Genomic DNA, 16,859 nt, shown 5'->3' with positions numbered 1-16,859 from the left:
CCAACCGGGGAGATCAGCATGAGCGTCAATCCTGAGCCGTCCCACGAGGTGACGGATCCGAAGGCGATACGAGGAGCGTTCGGGATGTTCGCCACCGGCGTCACCGTGGTGACCGTCGGCGGCGGCAGCCCGCACGCCATGACCGCGAACTCCTTCACCTCTGTCTCGCTCGATCCGCCGCTCGTGCTGGTCTGCGTCGACCGCAGCGCGATCATGCACGGTTGTCTCGCCGCGGAGGGTGCCTTCGGGGTGTCCGTCCTGGCCGCTCACCAGGAGTTCCTGGCCCGGCATTTCTCCAACCGCTGGCGAAGCCTGGGAATCGCCCAGTTCGACACCGTCGACTGGATGCCCGGGCCGCTCACCGGTGCGCCACTGCTCGGAGGGACGCTCGCGCGTTTCGAGTGCGAGCTGTGGCGCACCTACGACGGCGGTGACCACTCGATCTTCGTCGGAAAAGTGCTCTCCATGGAACAGCGGGACGACCAGGATGCCCTGCTGTTCTTCCACGGCAGGTTTCGTCAGATCACCCCAGATCGGAGCGAGGTGACGGCATGAGTCTCACCAGACGGCGTGCTGCGGCCGTACCAGACAGGTCATCCCTGGCACGCGGCGGCCGCCCGGTGCCGCCGGGGCCCCCGCGCAGGGCGGCGATGGGCCTGTTCGTAAAGCTGACCCGGGACCGGCTCGCGCTGATGACATCGGCGGCGGAGCGGTACGGCGACGCGGTCCGCATCTCCCTCGGGCCCAAGACGCTCTACTTCTTCAACCATCCCGACCACGCCAAGCACGTGCTGGCGGACAACAGCGGCAACTACCACAAGGGAATCGGGCTGGTCCAGGCGCGGCGTGCCCTCGGAGACGGGCTGCTGACCAGCGAGGGTGAGCTGTGGCGCAAGCAGCGCCGGATGATCCAGCCGGCGTTCCAGCACAGGAGAATCGCCCAGCAGGCCGGGGCCGTCGTTGAGGAGGCGGCGGGGCTGGTCGACAGGCTGCGGGCACACCGGGGCGGCGAGCCGGTCGACGTGCTTCAGGAGATGACCGGGCTCACCCTGGGGGTGCTCGGCCGCACCCTCCTCGACGCCGACCTCGGTGCGTTCGGCTCCGTCGCGCACTCGTTCGAGGCGGTGCAAGACCAGGCGATGTTCGAGATGGTCACGCTGGGCGCGGTGCCGACCTGGCTTCCCCTGCCCAAGCAACTGCGCTTTCGCAGGGCGCGCAGGGAGTTGCAGCGGGTCGTCGACCGGCTGGTGGTTCAGCGCGCGGCGCGTGAGGTGGGGGAGGGCGACGACGTGCTCTCCCGGTTGGTCGTCTCGACCGGAGAGGAACGCGACCCCCGGATCGGCAGGCAGCGGATGCGGGACGAGCTGATCACCCTGATGCTCGCCGGGCACGAGACGACGGCCAGCACGCTGGGGTGGACCTTCCACCTGGTCGACCGGCATCCCGAGGTGTGGGACAGGCTGCACGCCGAGGCGGCCGAGGTGCTCGGCGACCGGCGGCCCGTCTACGAGGACCTGCATCAGCTGAAGTACACGGCGATGGTCGTCGAGGAGGCCATGCGGCTCTACCCGCCCGTGTGGATTCTGACCCGCCAGGCCCAGAGGGACGACGAGGTCGGTGCCTACCATGTGCCCGCCGGGGCGGACGTCCTGATCTGTCCTTACACGCTGCATCGGCATCCGGACTTCTGGGAGGACCCGGAGCGCTTCGATCCCGGGCGTTTCGCCCCTGGCCAGACCTCCGCCCGGCCCCGGTACGCCTACATCCCGTTCGGCGCCGGTCCCCGGTTCTGTGTCGGCAACAGCCTCGGCATGATGGAGGCTGTCTTCGTGGTCGCGATGATCGCCCGGGACCTGCGTCTGGTCAGGGTGCCCGGCCATGAGGCGGTCGCCGAGCCCATGCTCTCGCTCAGGATGCGCGGCGGCCTTCCGATGACGGTGCATCCCATGAGGTGAACCGGTCCCGACAGGCGCCGCGGGTCCCGCGGGGCGAAACGGCCCGCGAACGCCGCGCGTTCAGCGGGGGACACGCCAGGCGTCCTGTGAAACGACGACGGCCGCAGGCTCCCATGGCTGCGGCCGTTTCCCGCGGGTCACAGCTCAGCTCGCGACCGAGTTGAGCGCCACCAGGCGCACGTCGAGCAATGCGAGCAGCACCGGGGGGTCGAGGGTTCCCATCGGCCGCAGTTGCACGTCGGCGGGCTTCACCACGACGTCGTACCGTACGGTGATCGGCCCGTAGCCACCGACATAGAGCGAGGGATCCCTGCCCAGGCTGCCCATGACCTTCTCACTGCCGGGCGCAACGGAGTGGGCCAGCAGGTGCCAGGTGCCCTGGGGCACGTCTTCCAGCGCGTACAGGCCCGGACGGCGCAGAATCATACAGCGGGCCGGGGGGCCCTGGGGGATGCAAGTGGGGAACAGGCCGACGAAAACGAGGCCGCACTGACCCGAGGGCGGAGCCCAGACCTTGCCCTGGATGGTCGCCAATCGTGCTTCGACATCGTCGGGCTTGCCGCTGGTCAGGATCAGTGGGGCGAAGCCGCCGTGCTGGCGGTAGGTGGTCGGCGCGAGACCGACGCAGCTCTTGAAACGAGAGCTGAAGGTGCCGACGCTGGAGTAGCCGACCTGGATGCTGATGTCGGCGACGCTCAACGAGGTCGAGAGAAGCAGCCGTTTGGCCTCCTGGAGACGGAGAGCCGACAGGAAGCGGCCGGGAGAGACGCCGGTTACCTGTCTGAACACCCGGGAGAAGTGAAACTTGCTGAACATGGCGGTGCGGGCCATGTCGTCGATGGTGAGATCGTCGCCGAGATGCTCACGCATGGTCTCGATAACCCGCCTGACAGCTTTCTCAAGAACTTCCTCCATCATTCCTCTCCATTTGTTGAAAATTCATCCGTATGAATGACGGGAAAAGTTTGCTTAGAATTAGCCGTTGGCCTCTATGGGGTCGGTCATCGTATTGATTTTCCGCCGCTGGGCTTCTATATGCCTGCCGAACAACTAATAAAAAGATCGGCATCAATATTTCTAAATCAACATCTGACTGCTGTCAACTGTGCCAGTGATGCACACTCTCCGTCTTCAGGTCGCTACCATGGGTTATGTGTGCCGGTAATCGGGTATTAGTGTGTCGCTGAAATGGCCCGGAAAGAGGGTTGACAGGACGGCAATTCAGAAGATGCGTACCGTGCGTCATCACTCGGACGATGGATCAGGCCGGAACTGAATTCGATATATGAGTTCTATTTGGTCGCAGATCTCGCCGCGCCGGGCAAGGGTCTCGCCGGTCCATGTCCGTCGTCGGGGCCCGTCCGTGAAAAGAGGGTTCGGCCGATGCGCCGGCTTCTCGGCGGCTCACACCGCACCCCCTCGCCGACAGGAGGAAACGCCGGTGCAACCGGGTATCCCAGACGAAGAACAGGCCAGGACGATGACGTTGGAGGCCTTCGCGGACACGATCGTCCCTGGCGAGAAGCGCTCACCCGACGACGAGGCGATCGCGGGCGCCGCGGTGGGGGGAGGGGCGGTCGCCGCGGGCGCCGTCGAGCTGCTGGAGACCCCCGCGACCGGGCTGGCGCCCGCGCTCGGCAACTTCGCCAGGTCGCTGAACGAACACGCGCGGGCATACGCGAGCCAACACGGGCTCGACCTCACCCCCTCGCTGCCGCCATTCGTCGCGCTGCCGTTCCCGCACCGCACCGCCCTGGTGGGAACACTGACGGCCCCCGGTCACCCGGAACGGGAGGCGTGGGTCAGCGTCGCACTGTTCAGCAACATGGCCTTCGACACCGCCGCTCACATGCACACCGTCGACGCGATCGCCGCCGGGCATCCGGGCCTGGCGGCCATGGGCTTCGCCAGACCGGGCACCGACGGCCTGTGGCGGTTCCCCGACTACTCGTACGGGCGGAAGCTGGCCAGCCTTCACCCGGGCACGACCTCGACAGGGAGCCCCGCATGACCGGCACGGAAACGACGGACGTCCTCGTGGTCGGCAGCGGCTTCGGCGGCGCGATCGCGGCCTACCACCTCGCGGCAGGCGGGGCGCGGGTCGTGGTGCTCGAGCGCGGGCCCTGGCTCGAGGGCGAGGACTTCGACCACGACTTCAAGCTCGGATCGTCCTACACGCGGATCTTCGACTTCGTGGTCGGCGACGGCATGAGCCTGCTCGGCGGCAACTGCGTCGGCGGCGGCAGCGTCGTGTACTTCGCCGCGATGCCCCGCGCGCCCCGGTTCGTCTTCGAACGCAGGGGCAACATCGGCAGGCGCATGTGGCCCGGGACCATCACCCGCGACATGCTGGAGCCCTGGTACGACCGGGTGGCGGAGGCGCTGCCCGTGACCAGGCAGGACTGGGAGTCGGTCACCTACTCCGGCGGGCTGTTCGCGGCGGCGTGCGCGCACGCGGGACGCACGGCCAATCCGGTGCCGGTCGCCATCGACGGGGACAAGTGCACGAACTGCAACTGGATGATGGCCGGGTGCCGCTTCGACGCGAAGCGCTCCCTGCTGTTCAACTACCTGCCCGCCGCCGTCGCGCACGGGGCGGAGATCCGGCCCATGCACGAGGTGCAGCACCTGTCCAGGACCGGCGACGGCGGCTATCGGGTGCACTACGCCGTCGTCGACGACGAGGACTACCGCGTGCACACCGGCAGCGGGACGATCGATGCCAAGATCGTCGTGCTGGCGGCGGGCGCCGGGGCCACACCGGTGATCCTGCAGCGCTCTGAGGCCACCCTGGGCGCCATGCCGTCCGCGGTCGGAAGATACTTCTCGGGCAACGGCGAGCGGCTCAACACCGCCATCCTCGACGAGGACAGGGTTCGCGACCTGCTGGGGCTGACCCGTGGCGACGGGGCGGCCTACGAGGCGTCTCAGATCGGGAAGGGGCCCTGCGTCGCGAGCTGGGATCGCCTGGACGGCGCGCTGCCCGAGTACTCCCGCTACTCGCTGGAGCAGCTCTACTTCCCGCCCGGCTTCGGCACCATCCTCGCGCAGGTGCCGGATGCGACCGGCCCGACCTGGTTCGGCGCGGAGAAGAAGGAGATCGTACGGCGCTGGCAGTCGTGGCTGACCATCTTCACGATGAGTGAGGACGACAACGAGGGGGTCTTCGGCCCGCCCCCGCCGACCGGCAACGCCGTACGCATCTCCCAGCAGATGCTCGGACGCGGCCCCATCCAGTACCGGCCGACCGCGAACACGCTGCGCGGCTGGGCCCAGGCGGACGCCGACGTGCGGGACATCATGGAGCGGGACGGGCTGTCCAGGGTGATGCCGTGGACCAACGACGTGGTCGGCGCCTACACCGTGCACCCGCTGGCGTCGTGCCGCATTGGCGACGATCCGCACACCTCGGCGCTCGACGACCGTCACGAACTACGCGGCCACCCGGGCATCTTCGTCACCGACGGCTCGGCCGTGCCGGGAGCGCTGACGGTCAACCCCGCGATGACCATCGCGGCGCTGGCCGAGCGCGCCATGCCGGGCATCGTGCAGGCCGCGCGGCAACGGGGCGTCGAGGTTACCTACGGGGCGCCGTCGCCGGACGGCGCAACGAGCGGCAGGCGCCAGGCCCTCCCGTTCGTCCCCAGCCTGACGCGCAAGTAGCGTCGCGGCGCACCCCGCTCACGCCCGCGAGGCGGCCGGTCCGCCTCGCGGGCCGCGGGCGCGGCCGTACGGATCCCGAGTACCAATGGCTTCACCGATCCCAGGGAGCGTGCGATGGGCGGGAAACTCGTCAGGAGGGCACTACGTAGGTCGCTTGACCAGGTCAGGCACGTCTCCCCGGTACGGCCGGCCGCCGCGCGGGGCCTGGTCGCCGAGGTCTACGCAAGCTCTGAACGAGAGTTCGGCATGCTGGCGCCGCCGGTCGCCCTCCACTCGCCCGCGCCGGAGATCCTCGCGGCCTGCTGGATGATGCTGCGGGAGACGCTCCTGGCCGAGGGGCGGGCGGGGCGGGTGGCGAAGGAGGCGGTCGCGACCGGGGTCTCGCTCGGCAACGCCTGCCCTTACTGCGTCGGGGTGCACGGCGCGACCCTGCACGGCCTGGTTCGCGGGAGGGACGCCGAGGGCGGCGTCGAGCCGATCACCGCGTGGGCGAGGGCGAGCGGGAGGCGCGCGGAGACCACCCCGTACGGGGCGCCGTTCCCCGCGGAACAGGCAGCCGAGCTTGTGGGAGTCGCGGTCACCTTCCACTATCTCAACCGCATGGTCAACGTGTTCCTGGACGACACCCCCCTCCCGCCGCACGTGCCGCCGACGGCACGCGGCGGGCTCATGCGGGCGCTCGGCTGGTTCATGCGGCTGACGGCCCGCGAGACCAGGGAACCGGGCGCCTCGCTTGGCCTGCTGCCCGCGGCCCCGCTTCCCGAAGACCTGTCCTGGGCGGCAGGCGCGCCGAACGTCGCAGGCGCGTTCGCCCGTACGGTCCGGGCCGTCGAGATGGCCGGTCGCCGTTCCGTGCCGGAGCCGGTCCGCGACCTCGTCACGACCAGGCTGGCCGGGTGGGACGGAGGGCACGCGGACCTCGGCAATGCCTGGGCGGACGACGCCGTCTCCGGCCTGGCGGTCGCCGAGCGCCCCGCGGGGCGGCTGGCCCTGCTGACGGCGCTCGCCTCCTACCGGGTCGGCGAGTCCGTCGTGGCCGACTTCACTGCGGCCCGTCCCGGTGACAGGGCACTGATCGAGCTCACCGCGTGGGCGAGTATGGCGGCGGCGCGCAGGGTCGGCGGCTGGATGCGGCAGGAAGAGGACTCTCGCGGCTCGTGAGCGATTTTCATGCGAATTATTTGGCCGGAGAAAAGCGCCTCAACCTTCAATGGCCGCCTCGCAGCGGAAAACCAGAAAGGCATCGGCCCGGTCCGTGCGGACGGCCGGGCCGATCACCAGGCGATGGGAAAACGAACAGGAGGCGAAATGGAGGAGTCGGGTAAACCAAGCGGTCCGGTACGGGACGGCCTGCGCTTGTCTCCCGAGCCGTGCTCCGGTCAGGCGTGCACCGCCGCGCAATTGCAGTTCATGGCCGCGCGCTCCGAATCACGCGGGCGGCGGTGGAGAATCATCGCGACCACCATGGGAGCGAAGACGATCGCGTTGTAGAACAGGTGCAGCTCGACCCTGGGGAACACCAACTGGAGGATGCTCGTCGGGACGGGCCTGCCCAGCAGGTGGTTGCCGGTGAGCGCCTGCAGGAGCAGCAGCAGGTGCTCGAGGTGATGCCAGACCTGGATGCCCAGCGAGATGTTCCACCAGGTGCGGGCGCGCCCGGTGAACCCCTTCCTGAGCAGGATGAGCCCGGCGAGCATGAACAGCGCGTAGTCGTAGTGCATCCACTCGGAGGTCACCAGCCACGGGAACGGGAGCCCCAGCACGCCGCGCGCCTGCGGGATCGGCCACCCGAGGGCGTAGATCTGCACGGCCTGTGCCACGTGCTCGGCCCAGTGGGCCAGGACGATCACGAGGAAGACGTTCAGCCAGGTCCTGTGCTGGGGGCCGTTGACAATTGCCATTCTTCCGGGAAAGCGACCTGCAGAAGCCGCCTCGGAAACCATACGGAAACCTCCGCTCTCATATTGAATTACATTGCTTAATGTCCGTAATGTGAATCTCCGTTGCATCGCCGTCAACCGTAGCAGGCTGAATCGGCCGCCTCTTCTCCCGGATTGCTGAATTTGCCTTACGCCGGACGATAACCCTGGTCCGCTGAAAGCACAATGGGAGAAGACAATGAGATCTTCGTTCGTGCACGCTTGGTGCGAAGCACCTAGTTAATCCGCCTATGAGCGAGGTATTTCTGATGCTGGTGAGCGCAGGCGGCACCGAATTCGTTGGGGCCCATTCGGTCGCCGCGTCGGTGAGGGCGCGACACCGGGTCCGCGTGACGGCGCCATGAGAGGGGACCTCACGATGAGCCAGCGGACCGACCGGCACGCCCCCTCCCCGGACGCGCCCGCGTCGTGGGGAGAGGAGGGGGCGGAGCACGCAAACGGGCACCACGCGGCCCAGGCGGGCGGGCGAGGTCAGGGCCTCCCCGCCCAGGCGCCCGCACCGTCGATGAGCCTCCTGCGTGAACGGCACGGCAGGTTGCGCGGCCAGATCGCCGCCGGTTCCCGGGGCGCGGCCGACCGGCAGCGGGCGCTCGGCAAGCGGACGGCGCGGGAGCGGCTCGAGCTCCTGCTCGACGAGGGGTCGTTCACCGAGATCGACATGTACCGCCGCCACCAGGCCAATGGCCTGAAGGCGGGCGAACACCGCCCGCACACCGACGGGGTGGTCACGGGCTCGGGCACGATCGAGGGCCGCAGGGTGTTCGTCTACGCCCAGGACTTCACGATCTTCGGCGGGTCGCTCGGCCAGGCGCACGCGTCAAAGATCCACAAGGTGATGGACCTGGCGATCGCCACCGGCGCCCCCCTCATCGGGCTCAACGACAGTGGTGGCGCCCGGATCCAGGAGGGGGTGATGGCCCTGGACGGCTATGGCGGGATCTTTCGCCGCAACGTCCAGGCCTCGGGTGTGATCCCCCAGATCAGCGTCATTCTCGGCCCCTGCGCCGGGGGAGCCGCCTACTCCCCGGCCCTGGCGGACTTCACCTTCATGGTCCGCGAGACCGCGAAGATGTACCTGACGGGCCCCGACGTCGTCGAGGCGGTCAGCGGCCAGCGGGTCACCCATGAGGATCTGGGCGGCGCCGAGGTTCACGGTGGGCGTTCCGGGGTCGCGACCTTCGTGTGCGACGACGAGGAGAGTGCCCTCGAGGACGTGCGCTACCTCCTGTCACTGCTCCCCAGCAACAACCTGGAGCCGCCCCCGAGCGAGCCGTCGCGCCAGGCGGCGACGGACCACAGGCCCAGGTTCGCCGAGATCGTTCCCGTCGAGCCGAACAAACCGTACGACATGCGCTCCGTCGTCGCCGAACTGGTCGACGACGGGGAGTTCCTCGAGCTGCAGGAGGACTGGGCGCCGAACGTGATCTGTGCGCTGGCCCGCGTCGACGGCGAGGTGGTCGGCCTGGTCGGGAACCAGCCCATGGTGCTCGCGGGCGTGCTGGATGTCGAGGCGTCGCAGAAGGCGGCACGGTTCGTCCGGTTCTGTGATGCCTTCGGCATTCCGCTGGTGACCCTGGTCGACGTGCCGGGCTTCCTGCCGGGCCTCGACCAGGAACACGCGGGCATCATCAGGCACGGCGCCAAGCTGTTGTACGCCTACTGCGAGGCGACCGTACCCCGCATCCAGGTCATCCTGCGCAAGGCCTACGGCGGGGCGTACATCGTGATGGACTCGCGCTCCATCGGCAGCGACCTCTCACTCGCCTGGCCGACGAACGAGATCGCGGTGATGGGCGCCCAGGGGGCGGTGAACGTCATCTTCCGCAAGGAACTGGCCGCGGCCGCCGATCCCGAGCAGCTGTCGTCGGAACTCGTCGCCGAGTACTCGAAGCAGCTCATGCACCCGCACTACGCCGCGGAGCGTGGCCTGGTCGACGACGTGATCGACCCGGCGGAGACCCGGTCCGTGGTCGCGCGCGGCCTCGCCATGCTGAGGAACAAGCGCCAGACGCCGCCACAGCGCAAGCACGGGAACATCCCGCTGTAGGGCGGCGGACTCGGCGCGCCCGCGGAGGCGAACCCTCGGGGACGCCGCCGGTTCGGGTCCACGAGGGCGGCCTTGCGGACGGCCAGGCGGCTCACTCCTCCTGCGGATCGTCCGGGCTCTCCTGCCGGTCCTCCGCGGTTCCCACGGTCTCAACCTCGTCCCGCATCCGCTCCCTGGACAGCACGACCGACCTCGCCGCGGCGTCCAGGGCGTCCCCCGAGCTGACCATCAGGCCGGTGAGCTGGGCCTCGAAGCAGCGGTCCGCGTCGTAGGGGGCGATCAGGTAGTCGCCGAGCTCCAGGGTGACCAGCCCGTGGATCGCGCTCCACATCTGGTGGGCGACGAGTTCAGGGTCGTCCGCCCTGAATCGGCCCGTCTCGAAACACCGGGTCGCGCACTTGACCACGTTGCCCAGGGTGTAGCGGCCGTGCTGGCGGTCCTCCTCCGTCAAGGAGAACCCGGCGAGTGAGGATCCGCCGAACATCACCGCGTACAGGTTCGGGTTGGCCAGCGCGTTGTGCCGGTACGCCCTGCCCAGCAGAGCCATGTCGGCCACCGGGTCCTCGGTCTGCCTCACGTGGGTGAGATGGCGCTGCAGGCGGGCGAACCCCTCGTGCACTATCTCGCGCACCAGCCCACTCATCCCCCCGAAATGGGTGTAGACCGCCATCGTCGAGCTGTCCGCCTCCGTGGCGAGCCGCCGGGTGGACAGGGCCTGAGGGCCTTCCTCGGCGAGTAGCCGGGCGGCGATGTCGACCAGTGCGGGGCGTGTTCTGGGATCGGCCCGGCGAGGACTCATGTTGACAGTATTACATAACGGCGATATGTTTTAAGCACAACAGTGTTATGGTATTTGCTGCCCCCTTCCGGAGGAGGCGCCCCATGGCCGCCCCAGCTCGCGCGTCCGACCAGACATCGGTGAGGGTCTCCCCGGCGGTCGGCCGTCCCCCGTCACCGGAACGACTGCCCGTCGAGGGCGTGCTCCCCGCGGACCTGGACGGATGGTTCCTCCAGGCGTTCCCGCACCCGCTGTGTGCGGGCAGGCCCGACGGCAGGTCCGTCCTGTCGGGTGTCCGCGTGAGCGGCGGGAGCGCCCTGCTGCACCGTGTGAGGGCGACGGCCCGGCAGGAGACTCCGCTCGGCCCCGTGCCCGCGCTGGCCCCCCCGATACGGCTCGCAAGCACCAAGGCCCCGGCTCCATGCTCTCCCGGCCACGTCACGCTCGCCCGTCCCGTCTGCGACCCGGCGACGGGCGAGTGGCACACGGTCGCCGCCTACCCGGGCCTGGGACACGTCGAGCACCTGGTCACCGGATCTGGCGGCACCGTCTCACACGCCAGGCCGTTCGCCCTCGACGGCGCGCCCCTCATGCACGCGACCGCCCTCACCGAACGGTACGTCGTTGTGTTCGACCTGCCCGTGGTCTACAGCCGCGCGGCCGAGCTGGTCGGCGCCCGCCTGCCGTACGCCTGGCGGCCGGACAGGCGGGCGCGTCTCGGCCTGCTGCCCCGCGACGGCGCCGCGGAGCCACGCTGGTTCCAGATCGGTCCCTGCTACGTCTTCCAGGCGGTGAACGCCTACGAGGAAGGGGGCCGGGTCGTCGTGGACGCCGTGCGGCACCCGCGGGCCTTCGACGCCGCCCCCGGCGATGCCGTGCCCGACGGCGCACCCCCCGGGTTCGGGGCGCGGCCGTACCTGTGCCGCTGGACGCTCGACCTGACCACGGGCACCGTGGGCGAGCGGGCGCTGGCTCCCGCGTGGGAGACGGCCCTGGTCGACGAAGGGGTGCTCGGCCGCAGGCATCGGTACGTGTTCGGTTCCCGCGACCTGAACACCGGCACCACGCTCTTCCGGCGCGATCTCGTGACCGGCGGCGTCCACGGCTACGAACTCGGCGCGGGCATCCGTGCCGGTCACCCTGTGTTCGTGCCGCGGCCCGTCGGGAGCGCGCGGGAGGGCCACGAGGGCGACGGCTGGATCGTCGTCCTCTCCCACGACGCCGCAGGGCGGCGGAGCGAGCTGCTGGTGTTCGACGCGCTCGACCTGGCGGGCGGGCCGTACGCCACCGTCCGCGTTCCCCGGCCTCCCCTGGCCTGCGCCACGCCCGCGTCCGGCCGCGCGACCTGGCTGCCCGCCTGATGCCCGCCTGAGAGGGCGCGGGGAGCGCGGAGGAGCAGCGCAATCCGGGAGATGCGCTGTACGGCGGGCAGATGTGACGCTGGCTGCGTGGCTGGACGCGAGGGCGGATATCCGTCGGCGACCGGTTCGCGGCGGAGAGGAGGGCTTCAGGCTCAGGGAGGTTCCCGCCGGCGTCCGTCACATGAACGGCCATCACATCCGCCGGTCCGTCTTACCGCCACGGTTCCCGTTCGCACCGGCGCGAACGGGAACCGGGCGATCCGTACGGCGGGCGGCACGGCACCCCGGTCCCTCGCCCGCACGGACCGCCGCAGGGAACGAACGGATTGGAGCACGTGATGGTTTCCTCTTCCATCCAAGAACGTTTCGCCGTCCAGGCGGGGCGGACACCGGACGCGACAGCGGTCTCCTCCGATGACTTCCGCCTGACATACCGGGAACTGGACGAGCGGGCGAACCGGCTCGCGCACCGGCTGCTGAAGCTGGGGGCCCGCCCGGAGAAACCGGTCGCCGTGCTGATGGAGCGCTCCGCCGACATGGTGGTCGCGATCCTGGCGGTTCTCAAGACCGGGGCGTTCTACCTGCCGCTGCACACCGCCCACCCGCTGGAGCGTATGCAATGGATCATGGACCACGCCGGAGGACCGGTCCTGCTCGCCGACGAGGCCATGCGCGGGCGCGGCCTTCCCCGAGGCGGTCAGGTCGTCGTCATCGAGGGCGGAGAAGAGTCGCAGGCGTCGCCGGAGTCCGATCCCGGCATCGTCTCCCACCCGGACCAGCTGGCCTACGTGATGTACACCTCGGGGTCGACGGGGGAGCCGAAAGGCGTCGGCGTCACCCAGCGGGGCGTCCTCGGGCTGGTCTCCGACTCGTGCTGGGACGGCGGACGGCACGAGCGGGTGTTGATGGTCGCGCCGCACGCCTTCAGCGTCTCGACCTACGAGCTGTGGGTGCCCCTGCTGCGCGGCGGACAGATCGTCGTCGCGCCCCCCGGCGTCCTCGACGTCGGCACCCTGCAGCGCCTCGTCACCGACGAGAGGATCACCGGCCTGCATCTGACCGCGGGCCTCTTCCGGGTGGTCGCGGAAGAGGCGCCCAAATGCTTCACCGGGGTGCGCGAGGTGCTGACCGGCGGAGACGTGATCGCGCCCGCGGCTGTACGGCGGGTGCTCGACGCCTGCCCCGATACGGTGGTGCGGGCCATGTACGGGGCGACGGAGACGGCGCTGTTCGTCACGCACGGCCCGATGACCGCCCCGTACACGGCGGAGGGCGGCGTTTCGGTCGGAGGCCCGCTCGACGACGTCAGGCTCCACGTCCTCGACGACACGCTCACCCCCGTATCTCACGGAACGGTCGGCGAGCTGTACATCGGCAGCGGGCGCCTGGCACGCGGGTACGTCGGCAGGGCGGCCCTGACCGCGGAGAGCTTCGTCGCCAACCCGTTCGCGGGCCCGGGGGAACGGATGTACCGCACCGGCGACCTCGTGCGCCTGACCCCGGAGGGCCTGGTCGACTTCGTCGGGCGGGCGAACGACCAGGTGAAGATCCGGGGCTTCCGAGTCGAGCTCGGCGAGGTCGAAGCCGTGCTGGCAAGGCATCCGGGACTCGCCCACGTCGCTGTCGTCGCGCGGGAGATCGAGCCCGGCGACAAGCGGCTGGCCGCCTACGTCGTCCCCGAGTCGGGCGACGCCGGTGTCGCGGCCCTGCGCGCCCACGCCGCGGAGTCGCTGCCGGACTACATGGTGCCCGCCGCGTTCGTCGTGCTGGACGCCCTGCCGCTGACCCCCAACGGGAAACTGGACCGCGACGCGCTGCCCGCGCCCGACTTCACGGGCCTGTCCGCCTACCGGGCTCCCCGCGACGCGACGGAGGAGACCCTCTGCTCCCTCTTCGCCGAGGTGCTCGGCGTGGCGCGGGTGGGGATCGACGACAGCTTCTTCGACCTGGACGGGCAGTCGCTGCTGGCGATGCGGCTGGTCAGCCGCATCCAGGCGGAGCTGGGGGAGGACCTGCCGATCAGCGTGATCTTCGACACCCCCACGGTCGCCGGTCTGGCCGGACGGCTGGGGAACGGCACCTGACGGACGGATCGTGATCACCGCAACGCACGAGGAGTGGCACGTGACCATCGACGCCGCGCGCGGTAGGCCCCCGGGAACCGTCGCAGAATCCCCTCCCGAACTCGTTCGGCTGCTCACCCCGGATGGGGAGCGAGTCGAGCACCCGGACTACGACGTCGGCCTCACCGCCGAGGAGATCAAGGGCCTCTACCGCGACCTGGTGATCGTCAGAAGACTCGACGCGGAGGCCCTGGCCCTGGCACGCCAGGGAGAGCTGGCCGTCTGGCCGTCGCTGCGCGGCCAGGAGGCGGCGCAGGTCGGATCGGCCCGTGCTCTCATGCCCGGAGACATGGCGTTCCCCAGCTACCGGGAGCACGGTGTCGCCTGGTGCAGAGGCGTCGACCGCGTGCGGGTGCTCTGCTCCTTCCGCGGGATCAACCACGCCGGGTGGGATCCGCGGGAGCACAACCTGCACGTGCCCACCATCGTCATCGGCAGCCAGGTCCTGCACGCGACCGGCTACGCCATGGGCGTCCAGCGCGACGGCACCGAGGACGCGGTGATCGCCTACTTCGGCGACGGCGCGAGCAGCGAGGGCGACGTCAACGAGGCGTTCGTCTGGGCGGCCGTGCAGAACGCGCCGATCGTGTTCTTCTGCCAGAACAACCAGTGGGCGATCTCCGAGCCCGCAGAGCGGCAGTCACGCATCCCGCTCTACCGGCGCGCGGACGGCTTCGGGTTCCCCGGTGTCAGGGTCGACGGCAACGACGTCCTCGCCTGTCTGGCGGTGACCAGGAAGGCACTGGACAACGCGCGCAGTGGGCAGGGGCCGACGCTGGTCGAGGCGTTCACCTACCGGATGGGCGCGCACACGACGACGGACGACCCAAACCGGTACCGCCTGCCCGCCGAGGTCGAGGCGTGGCAGCTCAAGGACCCCGTCGAACGGGTCAGGGCATACCTGCTGAAGAGCGGGACCGCCACCGGTGAGTTCTTCGACGAGGTCGAAGCGGAGGCGCAGGACGCCGGATCCGACCTGCGCAGACAGTGCCTGGCACTGCCGGATCCGGACCTCGACGAGCTCTGGGACCACGTCTACGCGGCCGAGCACTCGCTGCTGGCGGACGAGCGGGCCCGGTTCGCCTCCTATCTCGGGTCCTTCGACGAGGTGTCTCGATGACGGGGCCCGCGGGGGCCCGCGCCGGAAGGGCGCGCTCTCACCCTCATCCTGCGGCGCGCGGAGGGGAGCGCGAAGGTGAGCGCTGAGACCCTGTCCCTTTCGCGGGCGATGAACGAGGGCCTGCGCAAGGCCATGGAGCACGATCCCAAGGTCGTCGTCATGGGTGAGGACGTCGGCAGGCTCGGCGGCGTGTTCCGGGTGACCGACGGTCTGCAGAAGGATTTCGGCGAGAGCAGGGTCATCGACACGCCCCTGGCCGAGTCGGGCATCGTCGGCACGGCCATCGGGCTCGCGCTGCGCGGATACCGCCCGGTGTGCGAGATCCAGTTCGACGGCTTCGTGTTCCCCGCCTTCAACCAGATCACCTCCCAGCTCGCCAAGATGCGGCTGCGGTCGCTCGGCATGCTGGAGCTGCCCGTCGTCGTCCGGATCCCGTTCGGCGGCGGCATCGGCGCGGCCGAGCACCACAGCGAGTCACCCGAGGCCTACTTCACCCACACCGGCGGCCTGCGCGTGGTGGCCTGCTCCAACCCGTCCGACGCCTACACGATGATCCAGCAGGCCATCTCCTGCCCCGACCCGGTCATCCTGTTCGAGCCGAAACGGCGCTACTGGGACAAGGCGCCGGTTGAACTCGACCTGTCCAGGGCCGCCCCGCTCGGCCGGGCCGTGGTCGCGCGCGAGGGGGACGACGTGACCCTGCTGGCCTACGGCCCGATGGTGAAGACCTGCCTCGAGGCCGCCCAGGCTGACGGGAGCCGTTCCATCGAGGTCGTCGACATCCGCTCGCTCAGCCCCCTCGACGAGGCGACGGTCCTGTCGTCGGTGCGCAAGACCGGCCGGTGCGTCGTCGTGCACGAGGCGCCCGTGTTCAGCGGATACGGCGCCGAGCTGGCCGCCAGGGTCACCGAGAGGTGCTTCTACGACCTGCAGGCCCCGGTGCTGCGGGTCGGCGGCTTCTCGACGCCCTATCCGCCGTCGCGCCTGGAGGAGCACTACCTTCCCGACCTCGACCGCGTCCTCGACGCCGTCGACCAGACCTTCGCGTGGTGAGCACGGGCGAGGCGGACCGGGACCGCATCCCGGTCAGGGGGGTGCGCGAGCGCACGGCGGCGGCGATGGTGCGGTCGGCGTTCACCGCGCCGCACGTCACCACGTGGCTGCGAGCCGACGTCACCGCGATGACGGAACTGGTCACGAGGCTGCGCGGCCTGACCGGCCTCGCCGGAGTCAGGATCTCGCCGCTGCTGCCGGTCGCCAAGGCGCTGCTGGTCACGGCCGGGCGCAACCCGCTGATCAACTCCTCGTGGGACGAGGCGGCCCAGGAGATCGTGGTCAGGCGCCAGGTGAACCTGGGCGTCGCGACGGCCGTCGAGCACGGGCTGGTCGTCCCCAACGTCAAGGGCGCGGACCGCCTGCCGCTGCCCGAGCTGGCCCGAGCCCTGGCGGAGCTGACCGCCACGGCGAGGGCGGGCAGGGCATCGCCCCACGATCTGTCCGGAGGAACGATCACGATCACCAACGTGGGCGTCTTCGGAATCGACGGGGGCACCCCGATCCTGACCCCGGGAGAGTCGGTGATCCTCGCGCTCGGCCGGATCAGGGACACGCCCTGGATGCACCGGGGAGAGATCGTGATCCGCAGGGTCGCGACACTGGCGCTGTCGTTCGACCACCGCGTCATGGACGGCGAGCTGGGCTCGGTGGTTCTCCGTGAGATCGGCGCCATGCTGGAGGACCCGGCGCTGATGTTCGCCCGGACCTGACGGTGCGGCCCTGACGGCGCGGCGCCCCCCCCCCCCCCCCCCCCGGCCGGCGGCCGGTGGAGCGCCGCGGGGTAGCCGGGGCCGGGAGGGGGAACGGCCGCGGGGC

The 16,859-nt window shown here is 70.0% G+C and carries 14 protein-coding genes; 11 read left to right on the top strand and 3 right to left on the bottom strand.

Annotated features, from left to right (window positions below; translation table 11 throughout):
• Nucleotides 1-18 precede the first annotated feature (18 nt).
• Both AB0395_RS10445 and AB0395_RS10440 read left to right on the top strand, forming a co-directional pair.
• Entirely contained in the window at nt 19-555 is a 537-nt protein-coding gene (locus AB0395_RS10445; protein ID WP_366278964.1) for a flavin reductase family protein, read from the top strand.
• The gene (locus AB0395_RS10440) at nt 552-1,955 is read left to right on the top strand and encodes a cytochrome P450 (protein ID WP_366278962.1); all 1,404 of its coding nucleotides are present in this window, start codon (nt 552-554) and stop codon (nt 1,953-1,955) included. The genes AB0395_RS10445 and AB0395_RS10440 overlap by 4 nt, the downstream gene beginning before the upstream one ends.
• Before the next feature lie 144 nt (nt 1,956-2,099).
• Here the strand turns inward: AB0395_RS10440 and AB0395_RS10435 are convergent, their stop codons facing one another.
• Nucleotides 2,100-2,825 carry an AraC family transcriptional regulator gene (locus tag AB0395_RS10435; protein WP_366278960.1) on the bottom strand — a complete coding sequence of 242 codons (726 nt, stop codon included), beginning with the start codon at nt 2,823-2,825 and terminating at the stop codon, nt 2,100-2,102.
• A 571-nt stretch (nt 2,826-3,396) separates the two neighbouring features.
• Between AB0395_RS10435 and AB0395_RS10430 the strand changes: the two genes are divergently transcribed.
• The 3 genes from AB0395_RS10430 to AB0395_RS10420 all read left to right on the top strand — a co-directional run bounded on the left by AB0395_RS10430 (nt 3,397) and on the right by AB0395_RS10420 (nt 6,779).
• On the top strand, nt 3,397-3,966 hold the full coding sequence (locus AB0395_RS10430) for a DUF5987 family protein (RefSeq protein ID WP_366278957.1): 570 nt from the start codon (nt 3,397-3,399) through the stop codon (nt 3,964-3,966).
• Complete coding sequence (locus AB0395_RS10425) at nt 3,963-5,618, top strand: GMC family oxidoreductase (protein ID WP_366278955.1); 1,656 nt, start codon at nt 3,963-3,965, stop codon at nt 5,616-5,618. Before AB0395_RS10430 ends, AB0395_RS10425 begins: the two co-directional genes overlap by 4 nt.
• Nucleotides 5,619-5,732: 114 nt before the next feature.
• Nucleotides 5,733-6,779, top strand: coding sequence for a carboxymuconolactone decarboxylase family protein (locus tag AB0395_RS10420; RefSeq protein WP_366278953.1), 1,047 nt, complete (start codon nt 5,733-5,735; stop codon nt 6,777-6,779).
• A 218-nt stretch (nt 6,780-6,997) separates the two neighbouring features.
• Here the strand turns inward: AB0395_RS10420 and AB0395_RS10415 are convergent, their stop codons facing one another.
• Nucleotides 6,998-7,519: a hypothetical protein gene (locus AB0395_RS10415; protein ID WP_366278950.1), complete on the bottom strand. Its 522-nt coding sequence runs from the start codon at nt 7,517-7,519 to the stop codon at nt 6,998-7,000.
• A 397-nt stretch (nt 7,520-7,916) separates the two neighbouring features.
• Here AB0395_RS10415 and AB0395_RS10410 point away from each other — a divergent pair, with 397 nt between their 5' ends.
• Nucleotides 7,917-9,605 carry an acyl-CoA carboxylase subunit beta gene (locus AB0395_RS10410; protein WP_366278948.1) on the top strand — a complete coding sequence of 563 codons (1,689 nt, stop codon included), beginning with the start codon at nt 7,917-7,919 and terminating at the stop codon, nt 9,603-9,605.
• 91 nt (nt 9,606-9,696) lie between these two features.
• Here the strand turns inward: AB0395_RS10410 and AB0395_RS10405 are convergent, their stop codons facing one another.
• Nucleotides 9,697-10,404 (bottom strand): TetR/AcrR family transcriptional regulator, encoded by a 708-nt coding sequence (locus AB0395_RS10405; protein WP_366278946.1) that lies wholly within the window; start codon nt 10,402-10,404, stop codon nt 9,697-9,699.
• An 83-nt stretch (nt 10,405-10,487) separates the two neighbouring features.
• Between AB0395_RS10405 and AB0395_RS10400 the strand changes: the two genes are divergently transcribed.
• The 5 genes from AB0395_RS10400 to AB0395_RS10380 all read left to right on the top strand — a co-directional run bounded on the left by AB0395_RS10400 (nt 10,488) and on the right by AB0395_RS10380 (nt 16,753).
• A complete protein-coding gene (locus tag AB0395_RS10400) occupies nt 10,488-11,744 on the top strand; it encodes a carotenoid oxygenase family protein (protein ID WP_366278944.1) in 1,257 nt (418 codons plus the stop codon).
• Nucleotides 11,745-12,082: 338 nt separating this feature from the next.
• On the top strand, nt 12,083-13,828 hold the full coding sequence (locus AB0395_RS10395; protein WP_366278942.1) for a non-ribosomal peptide synthetase: 1,746 nt from the start codon (nt 12,083-12,085) through the stop codon (nt 13,826-13,828).
• A gap of 40 nt (nt 13,829-13,868) precedes the next feature.
• Nucleotides 13,869-14,987 (top strand): pyruvate dehydrogenase (acetyl-transferring) E1 component subunit alpha, encoded by a 1,119-nt coding sequence (gene pdhA, locus AB0395_RS10390; RefSeq protein ID WP_366279192.1) that lies wholly within the window; start codon nt 13,869-13,871, stop codon nt 14,985-14,987.
• Between the two features lie 75 nt (nt 14,988-15,062).
• Nucleotides 15,063-16,040, top strand: a complete 978-nt coding sequence (locus tag AB0395_RS10385; protein ID WP_366278941.1) for an alpha-ketoacid dehydrogenase subunit beta — start codon at nt 15,063-15,065, stop codon at nt 16,038-16,040.
• Nucleotides 16,037-16,753 carry a dihydrolipoamide acetyltransferase family protein gene (locus AB0395_RS10380; protein ID WP_366278939.1) on the top strand — a complete coding sequence of 239 codons (717 nt, stop codon included), beginning with the start codon at nt 16,037-16,039 and terminating at the stop codon, nt 16,751-16,753. Before AB0395_RS10385 ends, AB0395_RS10380 begins: the two co-directional genes overlap by 4 nt.
• Nucleotides 16,754-16,859 lie beyond the last annotated feature (106 nt).

This window comes from Streptosporangium sp. NPDC051023, from assembly GCF_040689595.1.
Taxonomy (GTDB): Bacteria; Actinomycetota; Actinomycetes; order Streptosporangiales; family Streptosporangiaceae; genus Streptosporangium.
The sequence above is the reverse complement of the archived record's forward strand: the minus strand, read 5'-3'. Positions and strand labels throughout refer to the sequence as shown.